The following is a 21,225-nucleotide window of genomic DNA, read 5'->3' as shown; positions in this document are numbered from 1 at the left end:
CCCGAGAGCTGCCGGAGGCGTTGCCTCCGCCGTTACTGTTGTCCCCGATGGGACGTCATGGGTGGGATTCGGATACTCGGCGGTGGCGGCTCACCGCCCTGCTCGGTGTGGGCGTCGCCGCGCTGGCCCTCGCGGTGACCCTGTTCAGCACGCTGTCCGACGGGCCCAGTACGGCCGGCACCACACGTGACGGCGACAAGGTGCACGGCACCCCCGCCCGTCCCGGCGCGAAGCCGGAGCCGTACGTCGGCTGGGGGTTCACGCACACCCAGTACAGCGCCGACGAAGGCGCCGGCGCGGCCACCGCGCGGGTGAGGCACCTGCTCGGACAGGACGCCGGGCTGGCGCAGAACCAGCACATCATGGGCTGGGGCGCCGACAATCCCGAACCGGTGCGGGGGCACTACGACTTCGGCGCCCTCGACCGCCGTGTCGACTTCATGCGCGCCTCCGGCGGCACCCCGGTGATCACCCTGTGCTGCTCCCCGGACTGGATGAAGGGCGGCAAGGCCGGGGCCGACAACACGAACTGGAGCCAGGCCGCCCTGGAGACGGCGCCCACCCCCGACCACTACCAGGACTTCGCCGACCTCGCCGCCACCGTGGCCCGGCGCTACCCGGACGTGAAGCACTTCATCGTCTGGAACGAGTTCAAGGGTTTCTGGAACGACGCCAAGTCCCGCTGGGACTACGAGGGGTACACGAAGCTGTACAACCTCGTGTACCGGGCGCTGAAGAAGGTCGACCAGGACATCATGGTCGGCGGGCCCTACCTGGTGATGGACAGCGTCGACCCGCGGGACCAGGACGCCTCCACCGCGCTGAAGGGGCCCTGGGGCGCCATGGACCAGCGGGTGCTCGACGCCTTCTCCTACTGGAACACGCACAAGGCGGGCGCCGACTTCACCGTGGTCGACGGCTCCAGCTACACCCGCGACGACGAGATGCTGCCCGACGAGTTCGCGGCCACCGACAAGCTGACGGCGGTCAGCGCCTGGGTACGGCGGCAGACCCACGGCCTGCCGCTGTGGTGGGCCGAGTACTACGTGGAGCCCGGCGACGGCAACGACGACCGCAAGGGCTGGTCCGAGCAGCACCGCGTCGCCGTACAGGCCACCGGGATGATCGCCATGGTCAAGGGCGGCGCCGGGTCCGGCTTCTACTGGAACCCGGAGGAGAAGACGGGCACCGGCTGCGCCGGCTGCCTGTGGACGCCCACCGACGGCTCCGACGGGGGCAGGGCCCTGCCCATGTACGACCTGGTGTCCCGGTTCGCCAAGGCGTTCCCGCCCGGCACCAGGTACGAGACGGTCCAGGTCGCGGCGGACGACGTGCCCAACGTCCGGGTCCTGGCCGACAGCAGGACCGTCCTGGTGGTCAACACCCTCGACCGGACCATCAGCGCACAGGTCGACGGCAAGCGGTTCGACCTGCGTGCGTACGAACTGAAGTGGCTCGACCGCTGACCGGCCGAGCCGCCCTCACTTCATGGTCAGGAACCGCTGCACCAGCGAGGCCAGCACCACCGCCAGCAGCGGCAGCGAGAACCAGAACGCGCCCTGCAGCAGCCGCAGCTGACGTACCCCGGGCGGGACCGCGACGCGTACGACCTCCCGGCCGGCCAGCAGCAGGATCAGCACGACGGCGGCCAGCGCGCCGACCACCGACCACGGGGTCCAGGTCACCTGGGGCCCGATCGGTCCCGGATGCGGCCTGGGCACCGCGCCGGCCGGCCGCTCGCGCAGCGCGAACAGGGTGACGTCGTCGTTGACCAGGACCTTCCTCAGCTCCTGCCGGTTGTCCAGGTTCTCGATCAGCCGGGGCTCCCAGGTCGCGGAGTAGCCCGCGTCCAGCTGCAGATAGGTCACCTGACTGCGGTTGATCATCAGATACGAGTTCAAGCCGGCGTCCTTGAGCGCCTTGACCAGGCCGGACACCAGCACCGGGTCGGTCGGGGCCAAAGTGGGCACGTAGTTCACCCGCTCCATGTCCTTCGCGCCCCAGGGCATGGCCGGGGTCACGTCGTTGACCGTGTCCTGGGTCAGCCACAGCAGCCGCAGTGTCGGTTTGTCATGGGCGTACACCCAGTTCATGGCGGCGACCTCGCCGGGCCGGGTGCGCTCGAAGGGCTCGTTGCCCCAGCGGGCCACCAGGAAGCCGCCCATCAGCAGCAGTCCGGCCAGCAGCGCGGCCAGCGGGGCGAGGCTGACCCGGTCCTTCTCGCGTTCCTTCTCGGTGACGCCGGTGCGCGGGAAGAGGGCGAGGGCGCCGAGCAGGGCCGCGCCGGGCACCGCGAACATGAAGACGCGCAGCGCCATCTCGCCGCCGTACGACTGCATGCCGAAGCCCAGGAACGGCACGAAGGTGAGCACCAGCAGCGAACGTTCGCGGTAGCGGTGGAAGCGCCGGCGCCACCAGCCCCAGCAGGCGAGGGCCAGCACGGAGCCGGCCAGCAGCACCCGGGTGTACAGCACCAGCTTGTGGGTCGAACTGCCGCCCTGGATCCGGCCGGAGACGGACGTGGAGACATTGCTGCCGACGCCGCCGACCCCGCCGAACAGGTCGTCGAAGTGCCCGGACCAGTACGGCTCGGCCATGAAGCCCACCCACACCGCGACCAGCACCGCGAACAGCAGCGGCAGCCCGCGCAGTTCGCAGCGGCCGAGCAGGACCAGGGCGGCGAGCACGCCGAGCATGACGAACGGGGTGAGCTGGTGCGCGGGCACGCTCGCCGCGTACAGGCCGATCAGCACCAGCAGCAGCACCGCCCGCCGGCGGCGGTCGGCCGGTTCCACCTCGGCCTCGCCCGGGCGGAACTTCGTCCAGATCACGCGCGGCGGGCGGAACCAGACCAGCAGGATCGCCACGAACATCAGGTACAGCAGGTAGGTGAAGCCCTGCGGGGAGAAGTAGTCCTGGCCCACCCAGCCGCACAGCACGAACAGCCACACGCCGGTCCACTTCGCCCGCCAGCTCGCCCGCAGGGACCGGGTGAGCAGGAACACCGGTGCCAGATAGGCGAGTTGGACGGCCGTCGGCCACCAGCGGATGACCTCGGTGAAGTCGGTGACCCCGCAGGCCCGGCCGACGAACGCGGCCACCGCGAAGAAGCCCGGCCAGCTCCAGCGGGCGTCCAGGTCCGGCACGGCGGACCCGGTGCGGTCGATGTAGTCGATGAACCCGAGGTGCTGCCAGGCCGTCGGGAAGCGCGGCTCGGTCTCGATCACCGCGGGCAGCGCGTGCAGCGACACGACGGTCGCCAGCAGGGTGAGCAGCAGCAGCGCCCGGTGCTCGCGGCGCAGCCAGAGCAGCGCGGCGAAGACGGTCACCAGCAGGGCCGCTCCGACCAGCGTCGGCAGCGGCAGCACCGAGACCAGCCCGAGCCCGCCCATCCGGTCGAGGTCGGCCTCGTCGAGCCGGAGCGCGGGCACCCAGTACAGCAGCAGCGCGGCGATCAGCAGACAGCCGAGGACCACACCGGTGCGGGTGGGCAGCAGCCGCTGCCGGAGCGACACCGGGGCGGGCGGTTCGTCGGGCATGGGCTCGTCCGGTACGGCGGGGTCCGCCGGCTCCTGCGCGAGAGGCGCGTCGATGTCCAGCCTGGAGTCGATCCCGCCGACGGACGCGTCGAGTTCCTCCTCGGTGAACGGCGCGTCGACCTCCGCCGCCTCCGCCTCCCGCAGCAGTTCGGCCTCGGCGGGACCCAGTGAGGCCTCGCTGCCGGGCTCCCGCTCCTCCACCGGGAGCCCCACCGGACGCGCGGGCGGGAGCACCGGCGTACCGGCGGGCGGGGTGCCGGGTCCCGGGCGGACGTCCGGACGGCGTTCCACGTGGTCGAAGTCGACGTGCACGCCGAGCGCGAGGGTGTCGGAGTCCAGCGCCCAGGCCGGGCTGTGCCGGCGCGCCGGGGCGGCGGCCGGGAGCTCGCGGGCCTCGCGCGCCCCGAGGTCGGCGAGGTCCCCGTCGGGTGCCGCCGTGTCGGGCACGGCGTCGGCCGCGGTACGGATCGTCCTGAAGAGCCTCGGCGCGGCGATCGCGGCGATCACCGCCAGGCTGGCGGCCTCGGCGAGACCCGCGCCGGTCAGCCCCATCCGGGGCAGGAGCAGCAGGGTCAGGCCGAGGGTCAGCACGCACAGCAGGCCCTGCAGCCAGGCGAGTCCGGCGGTGCGGCTGCGCGCCCGCAGCACCGCGAAGTACGTCTCGATCACGACCCGCAGCACCGAGCCGACCGCGAGCCAGCGCAGCAGCGGGGTCGCCGCGTGCGCGTAGCCCGAGCCGAACACGCCGAGGATCCAGGGCGCGCCGATGATCCACAGGGCCGCGATCGGCAGCATGATCCGGGCCATCCGCCTCAGCGCGGCCCGGGTGTTGGCGGCCAGCCGTCCCGGGTCGTGCGAGCCCTCGACCGTGAGGGACGCGCCCATGTTGATGGCGAGCAGGTCGGTGGTGCCGCCGATGGTGGTGGCGATGTAGAAGTAGGCGTTCTCGGCGGAGCTGACCTGCGCGGCGACGATCACCGGGACCAGGTAGATCACGGCGAGCGAGAACAGCGAACCGGTGTAGTCCCCGGCCAGGAACCTGCCGACCTGCTTCAGCGTCGGTGGCTCGGCGCGTCCCTCGGTCGTCCTGACGTGCCGGGGCACCAGCCGCCGGAACACCAGCCAGCCCAGCGGCACCACCGAGGTGGCGATCGCGGCCACCCAGGACACGAAGACACCGGTGGTCGGGATGGCGACGGCGAACGCGACGAGCAGGGCCAGCTTCACCGCCGAGAACACGGTGTTGCCGACCGGCACCCAGGTCGCGCTGCGCAGCCCGGTCAGCACCCCGTCCTGCAGGGTGAGCACGTTCCAGGCGACGACGGCCGCGATGAACCCGAGCCCGTTGACCGTCCCGTGCAGGAAGCGGTACGACGGCCCCCAGGTGTCCAGGGTCAGCAGGAAGACCCCCGCCGCGAGCGCCACCAGCAGCGAACTGCCCGCGTAGGTACGGAAGATGAGTTTGCCGGTGCGGTGCCCGGCGACCGGGATGAAGCGGGCCAGGGCACCGGTCAGGGTCACCGCGGTCAGCCCGGCGAGGAACTTCATGGCGGCGATGGCGGCCGAGCCCTGCCCGACCGCCGAATCGGAGTAGTAGCGTGCCGCGGCCAGCCAGAAGCCGAGTCCGAGGACGGCGGAGATGCCGGTGTTGAGCATCAGCGCGTAGGCGTTGCGGAACAGCGGGCTGCCGCCGGAGGACCGGCCGGTTCCGGGCAGCCGGAGGCGGCGCCCGGACTTCCGGGGCGTCTCGGCGCCGGTCGTCGTGGACTCGGTCGTGGTGGTGGTCGTGTCAGACACGGGAACGGATGGCCTTCCGGCGGACCTGACGGGCTCTGCGGACGAGGGCGTAGCCCTTGGTGAGGGCGCGGTCCCTGGCGAAGGTGCGGGCGAGGGCCCGGCCGTGGAGCAGCCGCTCGAACTCCTCCGCGCCGGTGGTGCGCCGGACCGTGACCCGCTGCAGCGCGTACGGCCCTTGGCGACGGCGGGCGAGACCGTTGCCGACGGCCAGGGCCTGGCCGTACCCGTGCTCGCGCACGGCCCGGCGGACCCTGCGGTCGGAGTGACCGTAGGGGTAGGCGAAGGACACCGGCCGCGCGCCGAGTTCGTCGGTGACGATCTCCGTGCAGCGGATCAGTTCCGTGCGCAGCGCGCCGTCGTCCAGCTGGTCGAGCTGGGGGTGGGTGTGGCTGTGCCCGCCGATCTCGACGCCGGCGGCGGCCAGTTCGCGCACCTGCCGCCAGTCGAGCATGGTGTCGAGGCCGCCCCCGGTGTCGTACGCGCCCCTGATCCAGCCGGTGGAGACGAACAGGGTGGCCGGGAAGCCGTGCTTGGCGAGGACGGGCAGGGCGTGCCGGTGCACGCCCTCGTAGCCGTCGTCGAAGGTGATCAGCACCGGCCGGGCCGGCAGCGGGCGCCCGGAGCGCCAGCGTCCCGCGAGGTCGGCGGTGCCGACCGGGGTCAGACCCAGGTCGCCGATGAGCGCCATCTGCTCCGCGAACGCCTCCGGCGCGACCGACAGGGCACGGGTGGCGTCGTTGGGTGCGGTGGCGACGGAGTGGTACATCAGGATCGGTACGGGAGTGTCACTCACCTGTGCCCCCTTCGGTCCGCTCACCTGTGCCCCCTTCGATCGGCGCCACCGAGAACGTCGTACCGCCCCGCCGCGCCCGCAGGCTGCCGAGCGCGTAGCCGCCGGCGGCGCTCAGCACCCCGGCGAGGATCGCGCCCGCGCGTCCGGCGCCGCCCGGCCGGGCCAGCAGGGCGTCCCGCAGGCCACGAGCGACCCCCGCGGGCAGCACCCTGGTGGTGTACCGGCGTTCGGACTCCAGGCCCTTGTCCGGGCCGACGCTCTTCGCGACCAGCGCCTTGGACAGGCCCTCGGCGTAGGTGCGGGTGCGGAAGTAGGCGAAGTGCTCGCGGGGTTCGGGCACCCGGTGGTGGATCACCGCGCGGTCGTCGATGAGCAGGACGGCGTCGGGGCGGGCGCGGGTGAGCCGGATGCACAGCTCCGTCTCCTCGCAGCCCAGCGGGCGGCGGTCGCCGTCGCGGCCGATGCCGGTCGCGAATCCGCCCGCCGCCGCGAAGGCCGTACGCCGGAAGGAGGCGTTTCCGCCGAGCACGTTGCGCACCCGGACCCGGCCCGGCGGCAGCCCCTTGTAGGTGCAGCCCACCACCCAGTCGAACTCCTCCGGGAACCAGGCCGGCCGCCGGCCCGAGGCCCAGACGGGCACCGTACGGCCGCCGACCGCCATCACACGCGGGTCGGCGTAGCCTTCGGCGAAGCGGCGCAGCCAGTCGCGTTCGGCCACGGCGTCGTCGTCCAGGAAGGCGATGACCTCGCCGTGGGAGGCGGCGATACCGGTGTTGCGGCCGGCGGACAGGCCGCGCGGGCCCGCGTTGGCCAGCACCCGGACGCCGCCGGTCTCCTTGTACTCGCGCTCCAGCCGGTCCCTCAGGGCCGGGTTGTGGTCCACGACCAGGAGCGTCTCCAGCGCCGGGTACGACTGCGCGCGCACCGAGGAGACCGCCGCGAGGATGTCCTCCCAGCGGTCCTCGGTGTACACGCAGATCACGACGGAGATGCCGGGATCTGTCAAGACACCTCTCCCCGGACCGTGTCGAGCATCGGCGAGTGGCGTTCCTGACGGCGCAGCTCACGCCGGTTGGAGCGTTCCCCGAGGATGACCTTGAGCACCCGGAACCCGTCGCGCACGGCCCGCAGATTGCTGGTGCCGTGGATGCGGAGGTACTCGTGGCTCGGGATCTCCTGGACCTTCAGGCCGGCCTTGACCACTCTGATGTTCATCAGCGTCTCGACCTCGAAGCCGGTGCAGTCGAGGTCGATCTTGTCCAGGCAGTGCCGCCAGAACGCGTTGTAGCCGTAGCAGAGATCGGTGTAGCGGGCGCCGAACTTGCGGTTGACGACGGTGCACAGCGCCCAGTTGCCGAGTTTGCGGATGAAGGTCATGTCGTCGGTGCCGCCGCCGTTGGCGAAGCGCGAGCCCTTGGCGAAGTCGGCGCCGGAGACCAGGGCGGAGACATAGCTCACGATCTCGCCGCCGTCGGCCGAGCCGTCCGCGTCGACCATCACGATGATGTCGCCGCTGCAGGCCTCGAACCCGGTGATCAGGGCATCCCCCTTGCCCCTGCCGCGCTGTTCGACGACCTTGACGTCCGGCCACAGGGACCGGGCCACTTCGACGGTGTCGTCCGTGGAATTGCCGTCCACCAGCACGACTTCGTGTATCCAGTCCGGGAGCGTCTTGAAGACGTAGGGCAGGTTCTCCGCCTCGTTCATGGCGGGAATGACCACGCTCACCGGCGGAGTGATCGCCAGGTGGGACGAGATCGGCCGGTAGTGCGCGGCGATTAAAGGATCTTGCCCCGAACTAGGCGGGCGCAGGACGGAACTCATGGGTCTTTTCCCTCTCGTCCGGTGGACCGCCCACCCCCGGGCGGCCCGGCTCTGTGTCCGGTTCGAAAGGGGGGTTCTCATCTTCGGCGCGGTGAACTGGTCTCCGTGCACGCCGATGAGCTGGCAAAGCTGGCCGGTCCGCCGGAGAAAGACGGCAGCCGGTCGCGCGGCACGACTCGGTCACAGTTGCGGTCACCGAGCACGGCACCCCCCTACCGCGCCCCGCGCCGGTGGACGTCGCGGCCCCTGAGCCCTCCCCTGGTGCCGAGTGCCGACGTGCCGGTGCGGGTGAGATGTACGACGGTATTGACGATTGAACCCTAAAGGCAACCCCTGGGGGCTGCCTCACGGTTTTGTTGGTTTGACCGTTACACAACTTTGGCCGGTGTTGCTCGGTCTTGTGTGCCTTTTCCGGAAATTCGTTCCCGGATCACGGCGAGGAGCAGAAGCAGCAGACTCAGCACGGTCACCGCGACCACCCCGCCGCGGACCGACCAGCGGTGGACCGCGAGCATGCCCTGGGCAACCAGCATGTTGACGACGACCGAGCCCGCAAGCGCGCAGAGCACACGGCCGAAGGGATCCAGCCCGCGCAGTGCCGCGGCGAGCGCCACGGCCGGCGCCGCGAACAGGAAGAGCAGGGTGCACGGGCCGCGCAGCGGAGAAGGGGAATCGATGAGTGCGAGCAGCGCGCCGGTCAGTGCCGCCGCGGTCGCGCCCCCCGCGAGCAGCGGCAATGAAGATGTCTTGATGCGTATGGTCTGCATTGGCGACTTTGCCCCCCGACGCGCCTGATGTCGGGCTTCAATGTGGCCCAGCCCCCGGGAGGGCGTCAAGACGGACGATCCGTCTTTAAACATTCATTCCCCCCTTTGCCGGTCACTGACGCCCTGTCAACGACCCTCGCACGCATGCACACCGGATGAGCGGTGAACGTTTCGCGTTGATCCCGTTGAGGCCGGAAAAGTCTTGGCATGGACACTTCCCGTCAACACGCGTAGTTGCTACGACAGTTGTGGCAGAGATCCTGCTAAAGGAGGTTCCATGAGACGTTCCCGACTTACCGGATTCGTTACTTCGCTCCTCCTCGCCGCCGGCCTCGGTCTCACGGGAGCCGGCCACGCGACCGCCGCCACCGGTGGCTACGTGGCCCTCGGCGACTCCTACTCCTCCGGAGTCGGCGCGGGCAGCTACATCAGCTCCAGCGGTTCCTGCGACCGCAGCACCAAGGCCTACCCGTACCTGTGGAACGCCGCCCACAGCCCGTCCTCGTTCGCGTTCAACGCCTGCTCGGGCGCCACGACGGACGACGTGATGGCGAACCAGCTCGGCTCCCTGAACTCCTCCACCTCACTGGTGTCCATCACCATCGGCGGCAACGACGCCGGATTCTCCGACGTCATGACGACCTGTGTGATCCAGTCCGACAGCGCCTGCCTGTCCAGGATCGCCACCGCCGAGGCGTACGTCGACTCCACGCTCCCCGGCAAGCTCGACACCGTCTACAACGCGATCAGCGCCAAGGCGCCCAACGCCCGGGTGGTCGTGCTCAGCTACCCCCGCTTCTACCTGCTCGGCCAGACCTGTCTCGGGCTCTCCGACACCAAGCGGTCCGCCATCAACGGCGCGGCCGACTACATGGACGCCGCCATCCAGAAACGCGCCCAGGCCCACGGCTTCGTCTTCGGCGACGTCCGCTCCGCGTTCTCCACCCACGAGATCTGCTCCGGCGCCTCCTGGCTGCACAGCGTCAACTGGCTCGACATCGGCGAGTCGTACCACCCCACCGCGGCCGGCCACTCCGGCGGCTATCTGCCGGTGTTCACGAACAACGCGTGACCCGAACGGGCTCGCCCCTCAGGGTGAACTCTCCGGCGAGCCCGACGCCGAAGCGGAGGCCCCGCCCGACGGGGTCTCCGTCGCCGTGGCGGTCGTGCAGCTCACCGTGAACGGGACCGCGTTCGACGTGGTCTGCACGGGGGCCCGCACCTTCACACTGATCTGGTCCTCGGTCGTCCCGCCGCCCCGGTACACCGTCAGGGTCACCCGCACCTGCCGGGACTTCCCGCCGCCGTCCGGGAACGACAGCGTGTGCCATCCCGGGTCGGACACCGATCCGCGGGTCGTCACCCACCGGTACTCCACCTGCGCGGGCAGCCGTCCCACCGTGAACGTCGCCGTGAACGAGGGCGTCTGCGCGTCCGGCGGCGGACAGCTCCCGGAGTACGTCGTGTTCGCGCCGGCCACGGTGACCCGCACGGACTGCGCCGGCTGGGTGCTCGCCGAGGTGCCGGCGCTCGCCGACGGCGGCGAGGTCGTGCCCGAGTGCGTGGTGCCGTGCGCGCTCGGCGTCCGCACAGCGCCGCTGGTCCGGGTGCCGTCGCCCGCGTTCGCCTCGCCACCGCCGTTGTGACGGTTCAGCAGCGCGTACGTCAGTCCCGCCAGCGCCAGTGCGACCAGGAGCAGGCCCGCCACCAGCACCGCGCCCGCCCGCCGGTCGCGGTGCGGCTCGTCGGACGCCGTGGACGTCGTGGGCGCCGTGGTGCCGGGCAGGGGCGGGGTGGGGGAGGGCTGTCGGTGCGGGGCCGCGACCGTCGGAGCGGTGTACGGCGGCACCGGCATCGTGGCCGCCCGGGGCGCACCTCCGCCGGCGGGGGCACCGCCGGCCGCGACGATCCGCAGGTCGTGCTCCGCCCGCTCGGCGGCCGGCCGCTCGGCGGGGTCCTTGCGCAGCAGCCCCTCGATGACCGGGGCGAGCGGGCCGGCCCGGTGCGCGGGCGGCAACTCCTCGTCCACCACGGCGCGCAGGGTGCTGATCGGGGTGTCGTACCGGAACGGCGAGACGCCCTCCACCGCCGCGTACAGCAGCACCCCCAGCGACCACAGGTCCGACTCCGGCCCCGGCGTCCGCCCCAGCGCCCGCTCCGGGGCCAGGAATTCGGGCGAGCCGATCACCTCGCCGGTCATGGTCAGCGCCGAGCTGCCCTCGACCGAGGCGATCCCGAAGTCGGTCAGCACCACCCGGCCGTCGTTGGCCAGCAGTACGTTGGCCGGCTTCACGTCCCGGTGCAGCACCCCGGCGGCGTGCGCGGCGCGCAGCGCGGACAGCACCTCGGCACCGATGTGCGCGGCCCGCTGCGGCGACAGCGGCCCCTCCGCCTCCAACTGGTCCGCGAGCGACAGCCCGCGTACCAGCTCCATCACGATCCACGGCCGGCCGCCCTCCATGGCCACGTCGTACACCGTGACCACATTGCGGTTGGCGACCCGGGCCGCCGCCCACGCCTCCCGCTCCAGACGCGCGTACAACCGCTCCACGTCGGAGGCCGGCAAGCCGGCCGGGGCCCGCACCTCCTTGACGGCCACCTCGCGGTGCAGCACCTCGTCCCGGGCGCGCCACACGGTGCCCATGCCGCCCTCGCCGAGCGGGGACAGCAGACGGTAGCGGCCCGCGATCACACGTTCGCGGCCCGGCTCTTCGGACACGGGCGCCCCCCAAGGCAAGGTGTGCGATTTCTCCCCGTCGCGTGATTTCACCCCAAGTTAGCTCAGCCGAGCGCGGATGCGGCCCCCTTGAGCACCAATCCGGCGCCCAGGGCCATGACGACCAGCGCGGACGCGAGCGGCACCGAGCGGCGCACCAGCGCTGCCACCGGGTGGGCGGTCCAGCGTGGACGCCGCTCCAGCACCCGGCTCACCCCCGAACCCAGCCGCACCACGGCGAACCCGGCCGCGGTGAGCGTCAGCGCGAGCCCGGCGCCGTAGGCCACGACGAGCAGCAGCCCGAACCAGGCCTTGCCGAGCGCGGCGGCACCGACGAGGACCACCACGGCGGAGGGACTGGGCACCAGCCCACCGGCGAAGCCGAGCAGGAGGGTGCCGCGGAGGGTGTGGCCTCCGTGGGTGTGGGTGTGGGTGTGGGTGTGTCCGCAGTGGGTGTGCTTGTGACCGGAGTGGCTGTGGCTGTGGCTGTGGGCGTGTTGGTGGTGGCGGGCGGACCACACCTTCCGTACGAGGCCCGCGCCGGCCGTCAGGACCAGCGCCCCGCCCGCGATGCCCAGCCAGGCGATCACCGAGGGTGTGGCGGCTGATCCGGCCGTGACGAGCAGGCCCAGGGCGACCACGCCGAGGGTGTGGGTCACGGTGACCGAGGCGGCCAGCGGCAGCACGTCCCGAAGCCTCGCCCGGCCCCCACGGGCCGCCGCCGCGGCGGCCATCAGGGTCTTGCCGTGGCCCGGGGCGAGCGCGTGCATCGCGCCCAGGACGACCGCGACGAGCAGCGCCAGCGCGGCGAAGCCGACGGTGAGGTCGTGGCGGGCCACGAGGTCGTCCAGCGCGCGGGTCCAGCGGTCGGCGCCCCGCGGCAGGATCGCGGCTCCTGGCTCCGTCTGCCGCTCCTCGGCGAGGGCCGGACCGCCGGGGCGCAGGCGCACGGAGGCGGCGGTGGTGTCGGCCGGCGAGGAGAGCAAGTCCTTCGGGTACGTGGTCAGTTCGTGCGAGACCGATGCCTTCGGCACGTCCGTCGCGGTCAGCGTCATACGGTCGCCGCGCGCGGTGATCTCCCGCCAGCCGGGGCCGCCGGTGGCGTCCGCGCTGTGGAAGCCGAGGGCCACGGTGGCGCGGCGGGGGAGCGGGGCGGTGAGCCGGCACTCCACGCGGAGGGTGTGCAGCCCGGCCTGACCGGGGCGCAGCCGCGCCGTGGCGCCGACGGCGGTCAGCGTGGCCGTACGGCCGTCGACCGTGAGCCTGCTGTCCTCGGCGGCCCGCGCACACCGCTGCCGGGCCCACTCGCCCATGCCGAGCCGCCTGAGGTCGGGCCCGGCCTGGGTCGCCGGGATCTCGGCGAGGTCCTCCACGTGGTCGACGCGGAGCAGGCCGGGGGCGGCGACCAGGCCGTCGTAGCGGTTGACGGTGAAGTTCCCGAGCGGGTGCGCGCTCGCCGGGCCGGCCGGCAGCAGCGCGAGTACGCAGCCGGCGAGGAGCAGGAAGGGCAGGCGGAGCTTCACTGCGCGGCCTCCAGGGCTTTGCGGGCCTCGGCCGCGCCGAGCGGGGAGAAGCCGGGGTTCAGGCGGAGGGCCGAGGTGAGGGAGGCGCGGCCGGCCGTGCGGTGGCCGGTGGCCAGCTCGATCGTTCCGCGGTGGTACAGGAAGGCCGCGTTGCGGTAACCGGTGGCGGTGGCCCGGCGGGCGTACGGCAGGGCCTCGGCGTCCCGGCCGTTCACATGCAGCGCCCAGGCCAGCGCGTCCGCGGTGTGCACGGTGTGCCGGCGGGCCCATTCGGCGCGGGCCGCGCGCAGGGCGGCCGCCCGGTCGCCGTGGTCGGCGGCGGCCAGCGCGGTGTCGAGGTCGGCGTCGACGCCGTTGGCCCGGGCCAGCGCGATCCACGCGTCCACGAGGGCGTACTGCCGCCGTGCCCTGGCCCGGTCGCCGGCCGCGCCCCGCGCCTCGTACAGCTCGCCCAGTTCGACCAGCGGACCGGGCAGCGGATACCGGGCCACCACGGTCTCCATCCCCTTGATCGCCGCCGCGCGGTCCCCGCTCGCCGCCTGCGCCCGCGCCCGGCCCTCCAGCGCCGGAAGGTAGGTGTCGTCGGCGGCGAGGGCCTGGGCGTAGCAGGTGAGCGCCGTCCTGTAGTCGCCCTGGTTCCAGGCGAGTTGGCCGAGCTGGGCGGACACGTACGCGATGTCACCCGGTGAGGTCGCACCCGCCAGCGCCTGCTTGAGGACCCGGCGTGCGGCCGCCACGTCACCCCGCAGCTCACGCACATACGCGTACCGGGTGAAGACCGGCACGCCCGGCTTGCGGGCGTCGGCGGTCTCGGCGGCCTTCGAGGCCTCGGCGTACCGGCCGAGTTCGACCAGGGCGTCGATACGGGAGGACAGCGCGCGCTCGCTGTACGGGTTCTGCCGCAGTGCCCTCTCCGCGTAGGTCAGGGCGTCCTCGAAGTCGTGCCGGGCCGCGGCGAGGGCGGCGCGGCCGGCCAGCGCCTGGTCGTTGTCCGGGACCAGCGCGAGGGACCGCCGCAGTGACTTGTCCGCCTGCGCGTACCGGGAGGGATCGCCCTTGGTCCGTGCCTGCTCGACGTAGGCCAGGCCCAGCGTGGCCCAGCTGCCGGAGTCCTTGGGCTGGGTCCGCAGATGCGTCTGCAGCGCGGTGATGCCCGCGTCCAGGTCACCGCCGCCGAGCACACCGGGATCCACGGCGATGGAGGCGGCCGGCACGGTGACGGCCCCCCGATCGGTCCCGAGGGCGATGGCCCCGCCGGTCAGCGCCATGGCCAGCAGGGCCGCGCATCCGACGAGTCGAGCGGCCCGCCAGCGCCGACCCGCCGTGACGAACCGCCGAACGGCGGCCACGCGCTGGTCGGCCCCGGGGGCCGGGGACCCGTCGACGCCGGGCGCAGGCGCTTGAGTGCCCGCGTCCCGGGACTCGCAGGAACCGGCTTCCGCGCGTTCGGCCTCGGAGCAGCCCGGGTCGGCAGCGTCCGGCACATCACCGTCGGCGGCGCCCACCATCGGCCCGGCGCTGCCCTGGCGCCCGCTGCTCGCCTCCTGCCCGGCGTCGCCCTTCCGCCCGTCCATGTCGTCGTCCTGTCTGCGCGGGCCCATGCCGTCTCCTGCGTGGTCGGTCGTGTGGAAGGCGCGGCCCGCCGTGGGGGAGGGGAAGGTACGGGCCGCGCCGGTCTGGGGTGGGGCGGGTCAGTACGGGCGCCGGATGCGCCGGCGCCACCAGCCGACGGCCGTGCCGAGGAGCAGGATCCCGGCCGCGCCCGAGGCCGCCGACGCCGCGATCAGCACCGTGTTGCCGGAACCGGCGCCGGAGGACCCGGCCGGCTGCAGGGCGTCGCCCAGCTGGCTGCGGACGTCCGTTCCCGCGGTCGTGCCCTTGGCGAGCCGGCCGCGCGAACCCGAGGTCGGCTCGGCGACGTACGGGAAGTACTTCTCGAAGCCCTTGTCGTTCTTGTCCACCGCGTCGCCCAAGTCGTTCTTCGAGCCGACCAGTTCACCCTCGACGACCTGCAACGCCTCGTCGATCACGTCGTCCGTGAGCCGGCGCCCGTTGGGGAAACCGGCGTTGTCGCCGTCGAGGACGCCGAGTCGCTTGGGATGCATGGCCGGCTTGATGGAGGTGTTCAGGCGCAGTTCCTCCGCGGGGCGCACGTTCGGCGGCTGGTTGAGGCCCTTCACGCCCTTCAGGAAGACGTCGACCAGGTCGTTGCGCGGCTCACCGGGCGCCTTGATCTTGTAGATCGACTCGATGAGCCTGGGCAGTTCGGGATTGGTGACGTTCTTCAGGAACTGGGCGTCGTACCAGGGCTGCGAGGCGTTGAACCTGTCCTTGTCCTTCTGCGGGTTGACGACCTCGTTGACCAGCGGGTTGCCCAGGCGGGAGACCTGGCTGTAGTAGCCCTGGGCGTTGCGGCGCTGGGTGGTGGACCAGATGCCGACGACCGGCTGCCCGGCCGACTCGCGGATCAGGTCGTTCGGCACCTGCAGGGCGATGGTGTTGACGTTGTAGCCCTTCAGGGTGTCCCGGCCGACCTCGCTGAGGTTGCCGCCGTACAGCAGGTCGAAGACGCGCAGGTCCGCGAAGAACGGGTCGTCCGCCTGCCCGGCGAAGGTCGCGGCGCCGCCCGCCGTCTTGTACACGGCCTGCGCACGCAGTTTGGCGTAGTCCGGCATGGACGCCTTGCCGACGTTCGACGGCGCCACCGGCACGTCGTCCGCGAGCTTGGTGTCCGACATCACGTGCTGGTTCTTCAGCCGGATCAGATCGATGTCGTACGTCTGCGTGATGTTGAGGTCGGGGTCGGCCAGGCTGGTGACCGGACCGGTGTTGTAGAGGAACGTGTTGCCGTTCTTCGTGTGGGTCTTGAAGGTGTAGCGGAACAGCAACTCGCCCTGCGCGTCACCGTTGTTGTCGACGTGGATGTCGTACTGCGCGTCGTCGGCGAACGTATAGAAGTTCGGTCCGCCCGCGGGCTCCTCGAACGGGATCCAGTTCGCCACGATGGTCGTCGTGTCGGGTTTATCCGGGCTGACGAACGCGTACAGGTCGGTGTTGTCGTACTGCGGGGTCCCCGAGATCAGCGGGGCCTCGCGGTGGGAGGAGGCGGAGGCCGCCCCGGGTTCCAGCACGGCGACGCCGGCGGCCGCGAGCCCTCCGGCCCCCAGCGCACCACAAAGGAGCACGGCCAGGCCCGCGCGTCCCGTGCCGCTCCTTGAGAAGGGCCCCCTGGAGAAGAGAGGTGTCATGCCGTCCGTCCTCAGTGCCGACTTGCCTTTGACGGACGGGTCTTCGGAGCGGGCCGGCCGATCGGATTGGTCGGCCGGAAAAAAACTTTTGGACACGTCCCGACCCGCGTTTTCGGCCCGCCGATCCGTATCTCCCGCGGGAGGTGTGCGGTCGTGCGGATGCGTGGAGTGCGCGGTAGGGCCGGCTGTGGCCACGGAGAGGGGGCCCGCATGCGGGCGGACGAGCTGCTGATACTCGTCGCGGGCGGCGACCAGCGGGCGTTCGAGGATCTGTACGCACTGGTGTCCGGGCCGGTGTACGGACTGGTGCGACGGGTGGTGCGCGACCCCGCCCAGTCCGAGGAGGTCGCCCAGGAGGTGCTGTTGGAGACATGGCGCTCGGCCGCCCGGTACGACCCCGGCCGGGGCAGCGCGCTGTCCTGGATCCTCACCCTCGCCCATCGCCGCGCCGTCGACCGGGTGCGCAGCGCCCGCGCGGCCGGCGAACGCGAGCAGCGGGAGGCCCTGCGGGCCGGGGAGCCCGCCTTCGACCAGGTCGCCGAGGAGGTCGAGGCGGGGCTGGAACGCGAATGGGTGCGCCGCTGTCTACGGCGGCTCACGGACCTGCAACGCCAGTCCGTGACCCTCGCCTACTACGACGGCTACACCTACCGTGAGGTGGCCGAGCGGCTCTCACTGCCGCTCGGCACGGTCAAGACGCGGATGCGCGACGGGCTCACCCGGCTCCGCGAGTGCCTGGGAGGCGCCGCATGAGCATCCTCGGCAAGCTGCTGCGCCGCGAGGACCTGCACTCCCTCGCCGCGCCCTACGCACTCGACGCCCTCGAACCGGGCGAGCGGCGCCGGTTCGAGAAACACCTGCAGGGCTGCGACCGCTGCGCCGCCGAGGTGCGGGAGCTGGCCGAGGACGCGGTGCGCCTCGCCTGGTCCACGGCGGCCCACGCGCCGCCCGCGCTGCGCGAGCGGGTCCTGGCCGCCGTACAGACCACCCAGCAGGAGCAGGGCCCGGCCCGGGAGCGCACGCCCCAGTTGCCGCCGCACGTCTGGGGCACCCAGCCCCCGCCGGGACGCATCCGTGCGCCCCGCAGGCGCCCCCTGTTCGTGCCGTTCGCCACGGCCACCGCTGCGGCGGCCCTCGTCGTCGCCTCGCTCTTCGCCGTGCAGGCCCGGCACACCCAGGACCGGCTGGACGCGGAGCGGGCCCGGGGACGTGAGATCGCCCACGTTCTGGCCGCGCCCGACGCCCGCGCCATCACCAGCAAGGACGCCCGGGGCCGCGCTGTCGGAGTGATCGCTTCCGCCTCGGAGGGGGAAGCCGTCGTCACCCTCAGCGGGTACGGCAGCCCGCCCGCCGGCCGCGTCCGGCAGCTCTGGCTCATGCGCCCCCGGGCGCAACCGCGCTCCCTCGGGCTCTTCGCGGGCGACACGCCCTTGGTCGCGAAGGGTCTCGACACGTCCTCGACGTCACTCGCCGTAACCGTCGAGCCTGACGGCGGCTCACCGCAACCCACCGGCCAGCCCATTGTCCAACTCACCCTGAAATCGGTCGGATTCGGAGAGTAGTCGAAGTGGGATGGTCAACAGCCTTGCGGGGAAGGTGAATCCTGTGGACGCGATACACGCGTGCCCCCCTGGGGCGATAGGGTTACTCTGCCCGGGCCGGGTGGACTCGTACGGGTGGGGAGTGACATGGAGCAGATAACAGTGCGCAGCAGGGCCAGGGTCCCTGCGATCACCTGCGGGAGCAGTGCGACGAGTTCGCGCCTCGACCGCCATCTGTCGGTGCTGGCGGGTCCCGCCATACCGCAGCGGGAGACGGTCGAGGCGACCTCCCTGATGCGCGAGCTGACGTCGCGTGACACCACGCACGAGCGTACGGGCCGGGGTGCCCGGGTGAGGCGGGTCTCGCTCTTCGCCCCGCTGCGTCGACTGCGCCGTTCGCTGTTCGGCGGCCACCGGCACTGAAGTGTGCCGCGCGCTCAGGCCGCCACACCGTCCCGGCGCATCGCTGCGATCTCGTCGTCCGTCATCCCCACGGCACGCAGCAGCGCCTCGGTGTGCTGCCCGAGCGCGGGCACATCACCCATCCGCGCCTCGTCCCCGCCCGGCAGTGTGATCGGAGGCAGCAGCGCTTTCAGCGGCCCGACCGGCGACCCCACCTCACGCCACCGCTCCCGGGCCGCCAGCTGCGGATGCCCGGCCAGTTCGTGCAGATCACGCAGCCGGGCGCAGGCGATGCCGGCCTTCTCCAGCCGGGCCATTGCCTCGTCGGCGTCCAGCACGCCGAGCGCCCGCGCCACCAGCTCGTCCGTCTTCTCCCGGTTCGCGACCCGTGACGCGTTCGTCGCGTATGCCGGATCCATCCCCAATTCCGGGCGCCCTATGACCTGTTCGGCCAGCCGCCGCCACTCCCGGTCGTTCTGCACCGACAGCAGCACGCGCCCGCCGTCCGCCGTCGCATAGGCGTCGTACGGCGCGATGACGGCGTGCGCCAGGCCCGTGCGCGCCGGGGGCTCACCCCCGTGCATCGCATGGTGCAGCGGATGCCCCAGCCACTCGGCGAGCGCCTCCAGCATCGACACCTCCACCGGTCCGCCCCGCCCGGTCGTGCCGCGCCGGACGAGAGCCGCCAGGACGCCCGAGAACGCGTACATGGCCGCCGCGATGTCCGCCGCCGGGACGCCCGCCTTGACCGGCTGCTCCGGCGTCCCGGTCACCGACACGAGCCCCGCCTCGCACTGCACGAGCATGTCGTACGCCCGCTTGTCCGCGTACGGGCCCGAGGAGCCGTACCCGGAGATGTCCACGGCGATCAGCCGCGGGTGCGCCGCACAGAGAGTGGCCGCGTCGAGGCCGAGCCGGGCCGCCGCCCCGTGGGCGAGGTTCTGCACGAACACGTCCGCGTCCGCGATCAGCCGCCGTACGGCCTCCAGGCCGCGCGGGTCCTTCAGGTCCAGCGCGAGGGACTCCTTACCGCGGTTGCACCACACGAAGTGCGAGGCGAGACCGCGGGCCGCCGTGTCGTACCCGCGCGCGAAGTCGCCGCCGTCGACCCGCTCCACCTTGATGACCCGGGCGCCCAGGTCGGCGAGCTGCCGGGTCGCGAAGGGCGCGGACACGGCTTGTTCGACGGCGACGACGGTGATGCCGTCCAGGGGCAGGGGCAGGGGCTGCTGATCCGTGGGCTGTTCCATGACCGGATCATGGCCCGTGACCGGCGGCTTTGTCAGCAGCGCGGCGGCTACCCCTCAGCGCTCCCCGTGTGCGTACCGGCGTACCGCGAGCGGCAGGAACACCGCGGTCAGGACCAGGCTCCAGGCCAGCGACCCGGCGACCGGGTGGGCCACCGGCCAGGCGGAGTCCGGCGGGACCGTCGCGTTGCCGAACAGGTCCCGCAGGGCGGTCGTCACCGCGCTGATCGGGTTCCACTCGGCGAGGGCGCGCAGCCAGCCCGGCAGGTTGTCGGTGGGGATGTAGGCGTTGGACAGCAGCGGCAGCACGAAGGAGGAGGCCCCGAGCTGCCCGGCCGCGTCCTCGCTGCGGGTGAGCAGCCCGAGGAAGATGCCGGCGCAGGTGCAGGCGAACCGGAAGAGCAGCAGCAGCCCCACCGCACCGGCCGCGTCGAGCGCGGACCCCTCGATCCGCCAGCCCACCGCGAGCCCGACCAGCAGCAGCGGCACGGTCCCGATACCGGTCACGACGAGGTCCGCGGCCGCCTGTCCGAGCGGTACGGCGGCCCGGCTCACCGGCATCGTGCGGAACCGGTCCATCACGCCCCGGTGGGTGTCCGCGGCGGCCTGGAACATGCCGGTCATCAGCCCGCCCGCCGCCGTCGCGACCAGCAGCCCCGGCACCAGGAAGGACCGGTACTCGCGGCCGGGCATGGCCAGCGCGCTGCCGAACACATAGCCGAAGAACAGCAGCATGTTGATCGGCATCATCTGGGTGAGGATCGCCAGGCCCGGGTTGTTGCGGACCCGGCGCAGCTGCCGGCCGGTCATCGCCAGTCCGTCGTACGTCAACGCAAGCGCGCTCATGCGGCAAGCTCCTTGGTCTGCGTCGGCTCTCCGGTGAGCCGGAGGAAGACGTCGTCGAGGGTGGGCGGGCGCAGGCTCACGTCGAGCAACGGCACGCCCGCCGCGTCGAGTTCGCGCACCAGGCGGGGGAGGGTCAGGGTGGAGTCGGTGGTGACGGCCCCGACGGCGTTGCGCTCACGGTCGAACGCCGGCTCGCGGCCCGTGAGCCGGTCCAGCACGGCCGCGGCCTTCGGCAGTGCGTCGCCGTCCGCGACCACGGCCTCCGCGTAGGAGCCGATGAGCGCCTTGAGTTCGACGGGCGAGCCGGTGTGCGCGACCCGGCCCCGGTCCACCAAGGCGATGTCGTCGGCGAGTTGGTCAGCCTCCTCCAGGTACTGGGTGGTCAGCAGCACGGTCGTACCGTCCGCCTTCAGGTCGCGCACCGCCTGCCAGACGCGGGCGCGGCTGGCCGGGTCGAGTCCGGTGGTCGGTTCGTCGAGGAAGAGCACGTCGGGGCGGCGGACCAGACTCGCCGCGAGGTCCAGCCGGCGCCGCATGCCGCCGGAGTAGGCCGACGCCTTGCGGCCGGCGGCCTCGGTCAGCCCGAAGCGCTCCAGCAGCTCGTCCGCCCGTGCGGCCGGCTCACGCACCCGGTGCAGCCGGGCGAACAGCCGGAGGTTCTCCCGGCCGGTGAGGTCGCCGTCGACCGAGGCGTACTGCCCGGTCACGGCGATGCGGCGGCGCACGGCGTCCGCCTCCCGGACGAGATTGTGCCCGGCGACCCGAGCCGAGCCGGCGTCCGGCCGCAGCAGCGTGGTCAGCAGCCGTACGGCCGTCGTCTTGCCGGCCCCGTTCGACCCGAGCAGCCCGCAGACCGTGCCCTCGGCCACGGCCAGATCCAGTCCCCGCAGGGCGTGCACGGCGCCGAAGCGCTTCTCCAGACCTTCACTAAGTACAGCGTACGTAGTAGCCATGCTGTGACCATACCGCACTGCGTACGCTG

General features: G+C 72.4%; 17 protein-coding genes. 5 read left to right on the top strand and 12 right to left on the bottom strand.

Translation table 11 applies throughout. From position 1 onward, the window contains the following. The first annotated feature begins 47 nt into the window (after window positions 1-47). Window positions 48-1,466, top strand: coding sequence for a GH39 family glycosyl hydrolase (locus tag ACQPXS_RS12760; protein WP_433449299.1), 1,419 nt, complete (start codon window positions 48-50; stop codon window positions 1,464-1,466). A 15-nt stretch (window positions 1,467-1,481) separates the two neighbouring features. On the opposite strand, the gene ACQPXS_RS12755 is transcribed toward ACQPXS_RS12760, so the two are convergent. From ACQPXS_RS12755 to ACQPXS_RS12735, 5 genes are all read right to left on the bottom strand, one after another. Then, window positions 1,482-5,336 (bottom strand): polysaccharide biosynthesis C-terminal domain-containing protein, encoded by a 3,855-nt coding sequence (locus ACQPXS_RS12755; protein WP_433449298.1) that lies wholly within the window; start codon window positions 5,334-5,336, stop codon window positions 1,482-1,484. Beyond that, window positions 5,329-6,129: a polysaccharide deacetylase family protein gene (locus tag ACQPXS_RS12750; RefSeq protein WP_433449297.1), complete on the bottom strand. Its 801-nt coding sequence runs from the start codon at window positions 6,127-6,129 to the stop codon at window positions 5,329-5,331. Before ACQPXS_RS12750 ends, ACQPXS_RS12755 begins: the two co-directional genes overlap by 8 nt. Further along, window positions 6,122-7,135 (bottom strand): glycosyltransferase family 2 protein, encoded by a 1,014-nt coding sequence (locus ACQPXS_RS12745; protein WP_433449296.1) that lies wholly within the window; start codon window positions 7,133-7,135, stop codon window positions 6,122-6,124. The genes ACQPXS_RS12750 and ACQPXS_RS12745 overlap by 8 nt, the downstream gene beginning before the upstream one ends. Then, the gene (locus ACQPXS_RS12740; RefSeq protein WP_351804013.1) at window positions 7,132-7,953 is read right to left on the bottom strand and encodes a glycosyltransferase family 2 protein; all 822 of its coding nucleotides are present in this window, start codon (window positions 7,951-7,953) and stop codon (window positions 7,132-7,134) included. Before ACQPXS_RS12740 ends, ACQPXS_RS12745 begins: the two co-directional genes overlap by 4 nt. A gap of 368 nt (window positions 7,954-8,321) precedes the next feature. Then, window positions 8,322-8,720 (bottom strand): hypothetical protein, encoded by a 399-nt coding sequence (locus tag ACQPXS_RS12735; protein ID WP_433449295.1) that lies wholly within the window; start codon window positions 8,718-8,720, stop codon window positions 8,322-8,324. Between the two features lie 277 nt (window positions 8,721-8,997). On the opposite strand from ACQPXS_RS12735, the gene ACQPXS_RS12730 reads away from it, so the two are divergent. Next, window positions 8,998-9,792 (top strand): SGNH/GDSL hydrolase family protein, encoded by a 795-nt coding sequence (locus ACQPXS_RS12730; RefSeq protein ID WP_351804017.1) that lies wholly within the window; start codon window positions 8,998-9,000, stop codon window positions 9,790-9,792. Between the two features lie 18 nt (window positions 9,793-9,810). Here the strand turns inward: ACQPXS_RS12730 and ACQPXS_RS12725 are convergent, their stop codons facing one another. The 4 genes from ACQPXS_RS12725 to ACQPXS_RS12710 form a co-directional block, all read right to left on the bottom strand. After that, window positions 9,811-11,439, bottom strand: a complete 1,629-nt coding sequence (locus ACQPXS_RS12725; RefSeq protein ID WP_433449294.1) for a serine/threonine-protein kinase — start codon at window positions 11,437-11,439, stop codon at window positions 9,811-9,813. A gap of 62 nt (window positions 11,440-11,501) precedes the next feature. After that, the gene (locus ACQPXS_RS12720) at window positions 11,502-12,959 is read right to left on the bottom strand and encodes a nickel transporter (protein ID WP_433449293.1); all 1,458 of its coding nucleotides are present in this window, start codon (window positions 12,957-12,959) and stop codon (window positions 11,502-11,504) included. Continuing rightward, window positions 12,956-14,560 (bottom strand): tetratricopeptide repeat protein, encoded by a 1,605-nt coding sequence (locus tag ACQPXS_RS12715; RefSeq protein ID WP_433449292.1) that lies wholly within the window; start codon window positions 14,558-14,560, stop codon window positions 12,956-12,958. Before ACQPXS_RS12715 ends, ACQPXS_RS12720 begins: the two co-directional genes overlap by 4 nt. 90 nt (window positions 14,561-14,650) lie before the next feature. Then, window positions 14,651-16,207: a DUF4331 domain-containing protein gene (locus ACQPXS_RS12710; RefSeq protein WP_433449291.1), complete on the bottom strand. Its 1,557-nt coding sequence runs from the start codon at window positions 16,205-16,207 to the stop codon at window positions 14,651-14,653. 210 nt (window positions 16,208-16,417) lie between these two features. Between ACQPXS_RS12710 and ACQPXS_RS12705 the strand changes: the two genes are divergently transcribed. The 3 genes from ACQPXS_RS12705 (at window position 16,418) to ACQPXS_RS12695 (ending at window position 18,171) form a co-directional block, all read left to right on the top strand. Beyond that, on the top strand, window positions 16,418-16,960 hold the full coding sequence (locus tag ACQPXS_RS12705; RefSeq protein ID WP_433449290.1) for a sigma-70 family RNA polymerase sigma factor: 543 nt from the start codon (window positions 16,418-16,420) through the stop codon (window positions 16,958-16,960). After that, window positions 16,957-17,769: an anti-sigma factor gene (locus tag ACQPXS_RS12700; RefSeq protein WP_433449289.1), complete on the top strand. Its 813-nt coding sequence runs from the start codon at window positions 16,957-16,959 to the stop codon at window positions 17,767-17,769. Before ACQPXS_RS12705 ends, ACQPXS_RS12700 begins: the two co-directional genes overlap by 4 nt. Window positions 17,770-17,895: 126 nt before the next feature. After that, on the top strand, window positions 17,896-18,171 hold the full coding sequence (locus ACQPXS_RS12695) for a hypothetical protein (protein ID WP_351804031.1): 276 nt from the start codon (window positions 17,896-17,898) through the stop codon (window positions 18,169-18,171). A 14-nt stretch (window positions 18,172-18,185) separates the two neighbouring features. Here the strand turns inward: ACQPXS_RS12695 and ACQPXS_RS12690 are convergent, their stop codons facing one another. The 3 genes from ACQPXS_RS12690 to ACQPXS_RS12680 are packed head-to-tail and all read right to left on the bottom strand — an operon-like array spanning window position 18,186 to window position 21,196. Continuing rightward, the gene (locus ACQPXS_RS12690; RefSeq protein WP_433449288.1) at window positions 18,186-19,400 is read right to left on the bottom strand and encodes a CaiB/BaiF CoA transferase family protein; all 1,215 of its coding nucleotides are present in this window, start codon (window positions 19,398-19,400) and stop codon (window positions 18,186-18,188) included. A 54-nt stretch (window positions 19,401-19,454) separates the two neighbouring features. After that, entirely contained in the window at window positions 19,455-20,243 is a 789-nt protein-coding gene (locus ACQPXS_RS12685) for an ABC transporter permease (RefSeq protein WP_433449287.1), read from the bottom strand. Next, window positions 20,240-21,196, bottom strand: coding sequence for an ATP-binding cassette domain-containing protein (locus ACQPXS_RS12680; RefSeq protein WP_433449286.1), 957 nt, complete (start codon window positions 21,194-21,196; stop codon window positions 20,240-20,242). Before ACQPXS_RS12680 ends, ACQPXS_RS12685 begins: the two co-directional genes overlap by 4 nt. Window positions 21,197-21,225: the final 29 nt, after the last annotated feature.

Source organism: Streptomyces sp. CA-142005 (assembly GCF_050942335.1).
Taxonomy (GTDB): Bacteria; Actinomycetota; Actinomycetes; order Streptomycetales; family Streptomycetaceae; genus Streptomyces.
Note: the sequence above shows the minus strand (reverse complement) of the source record. Positions and strands in the feature narration are given on the sequence as shown.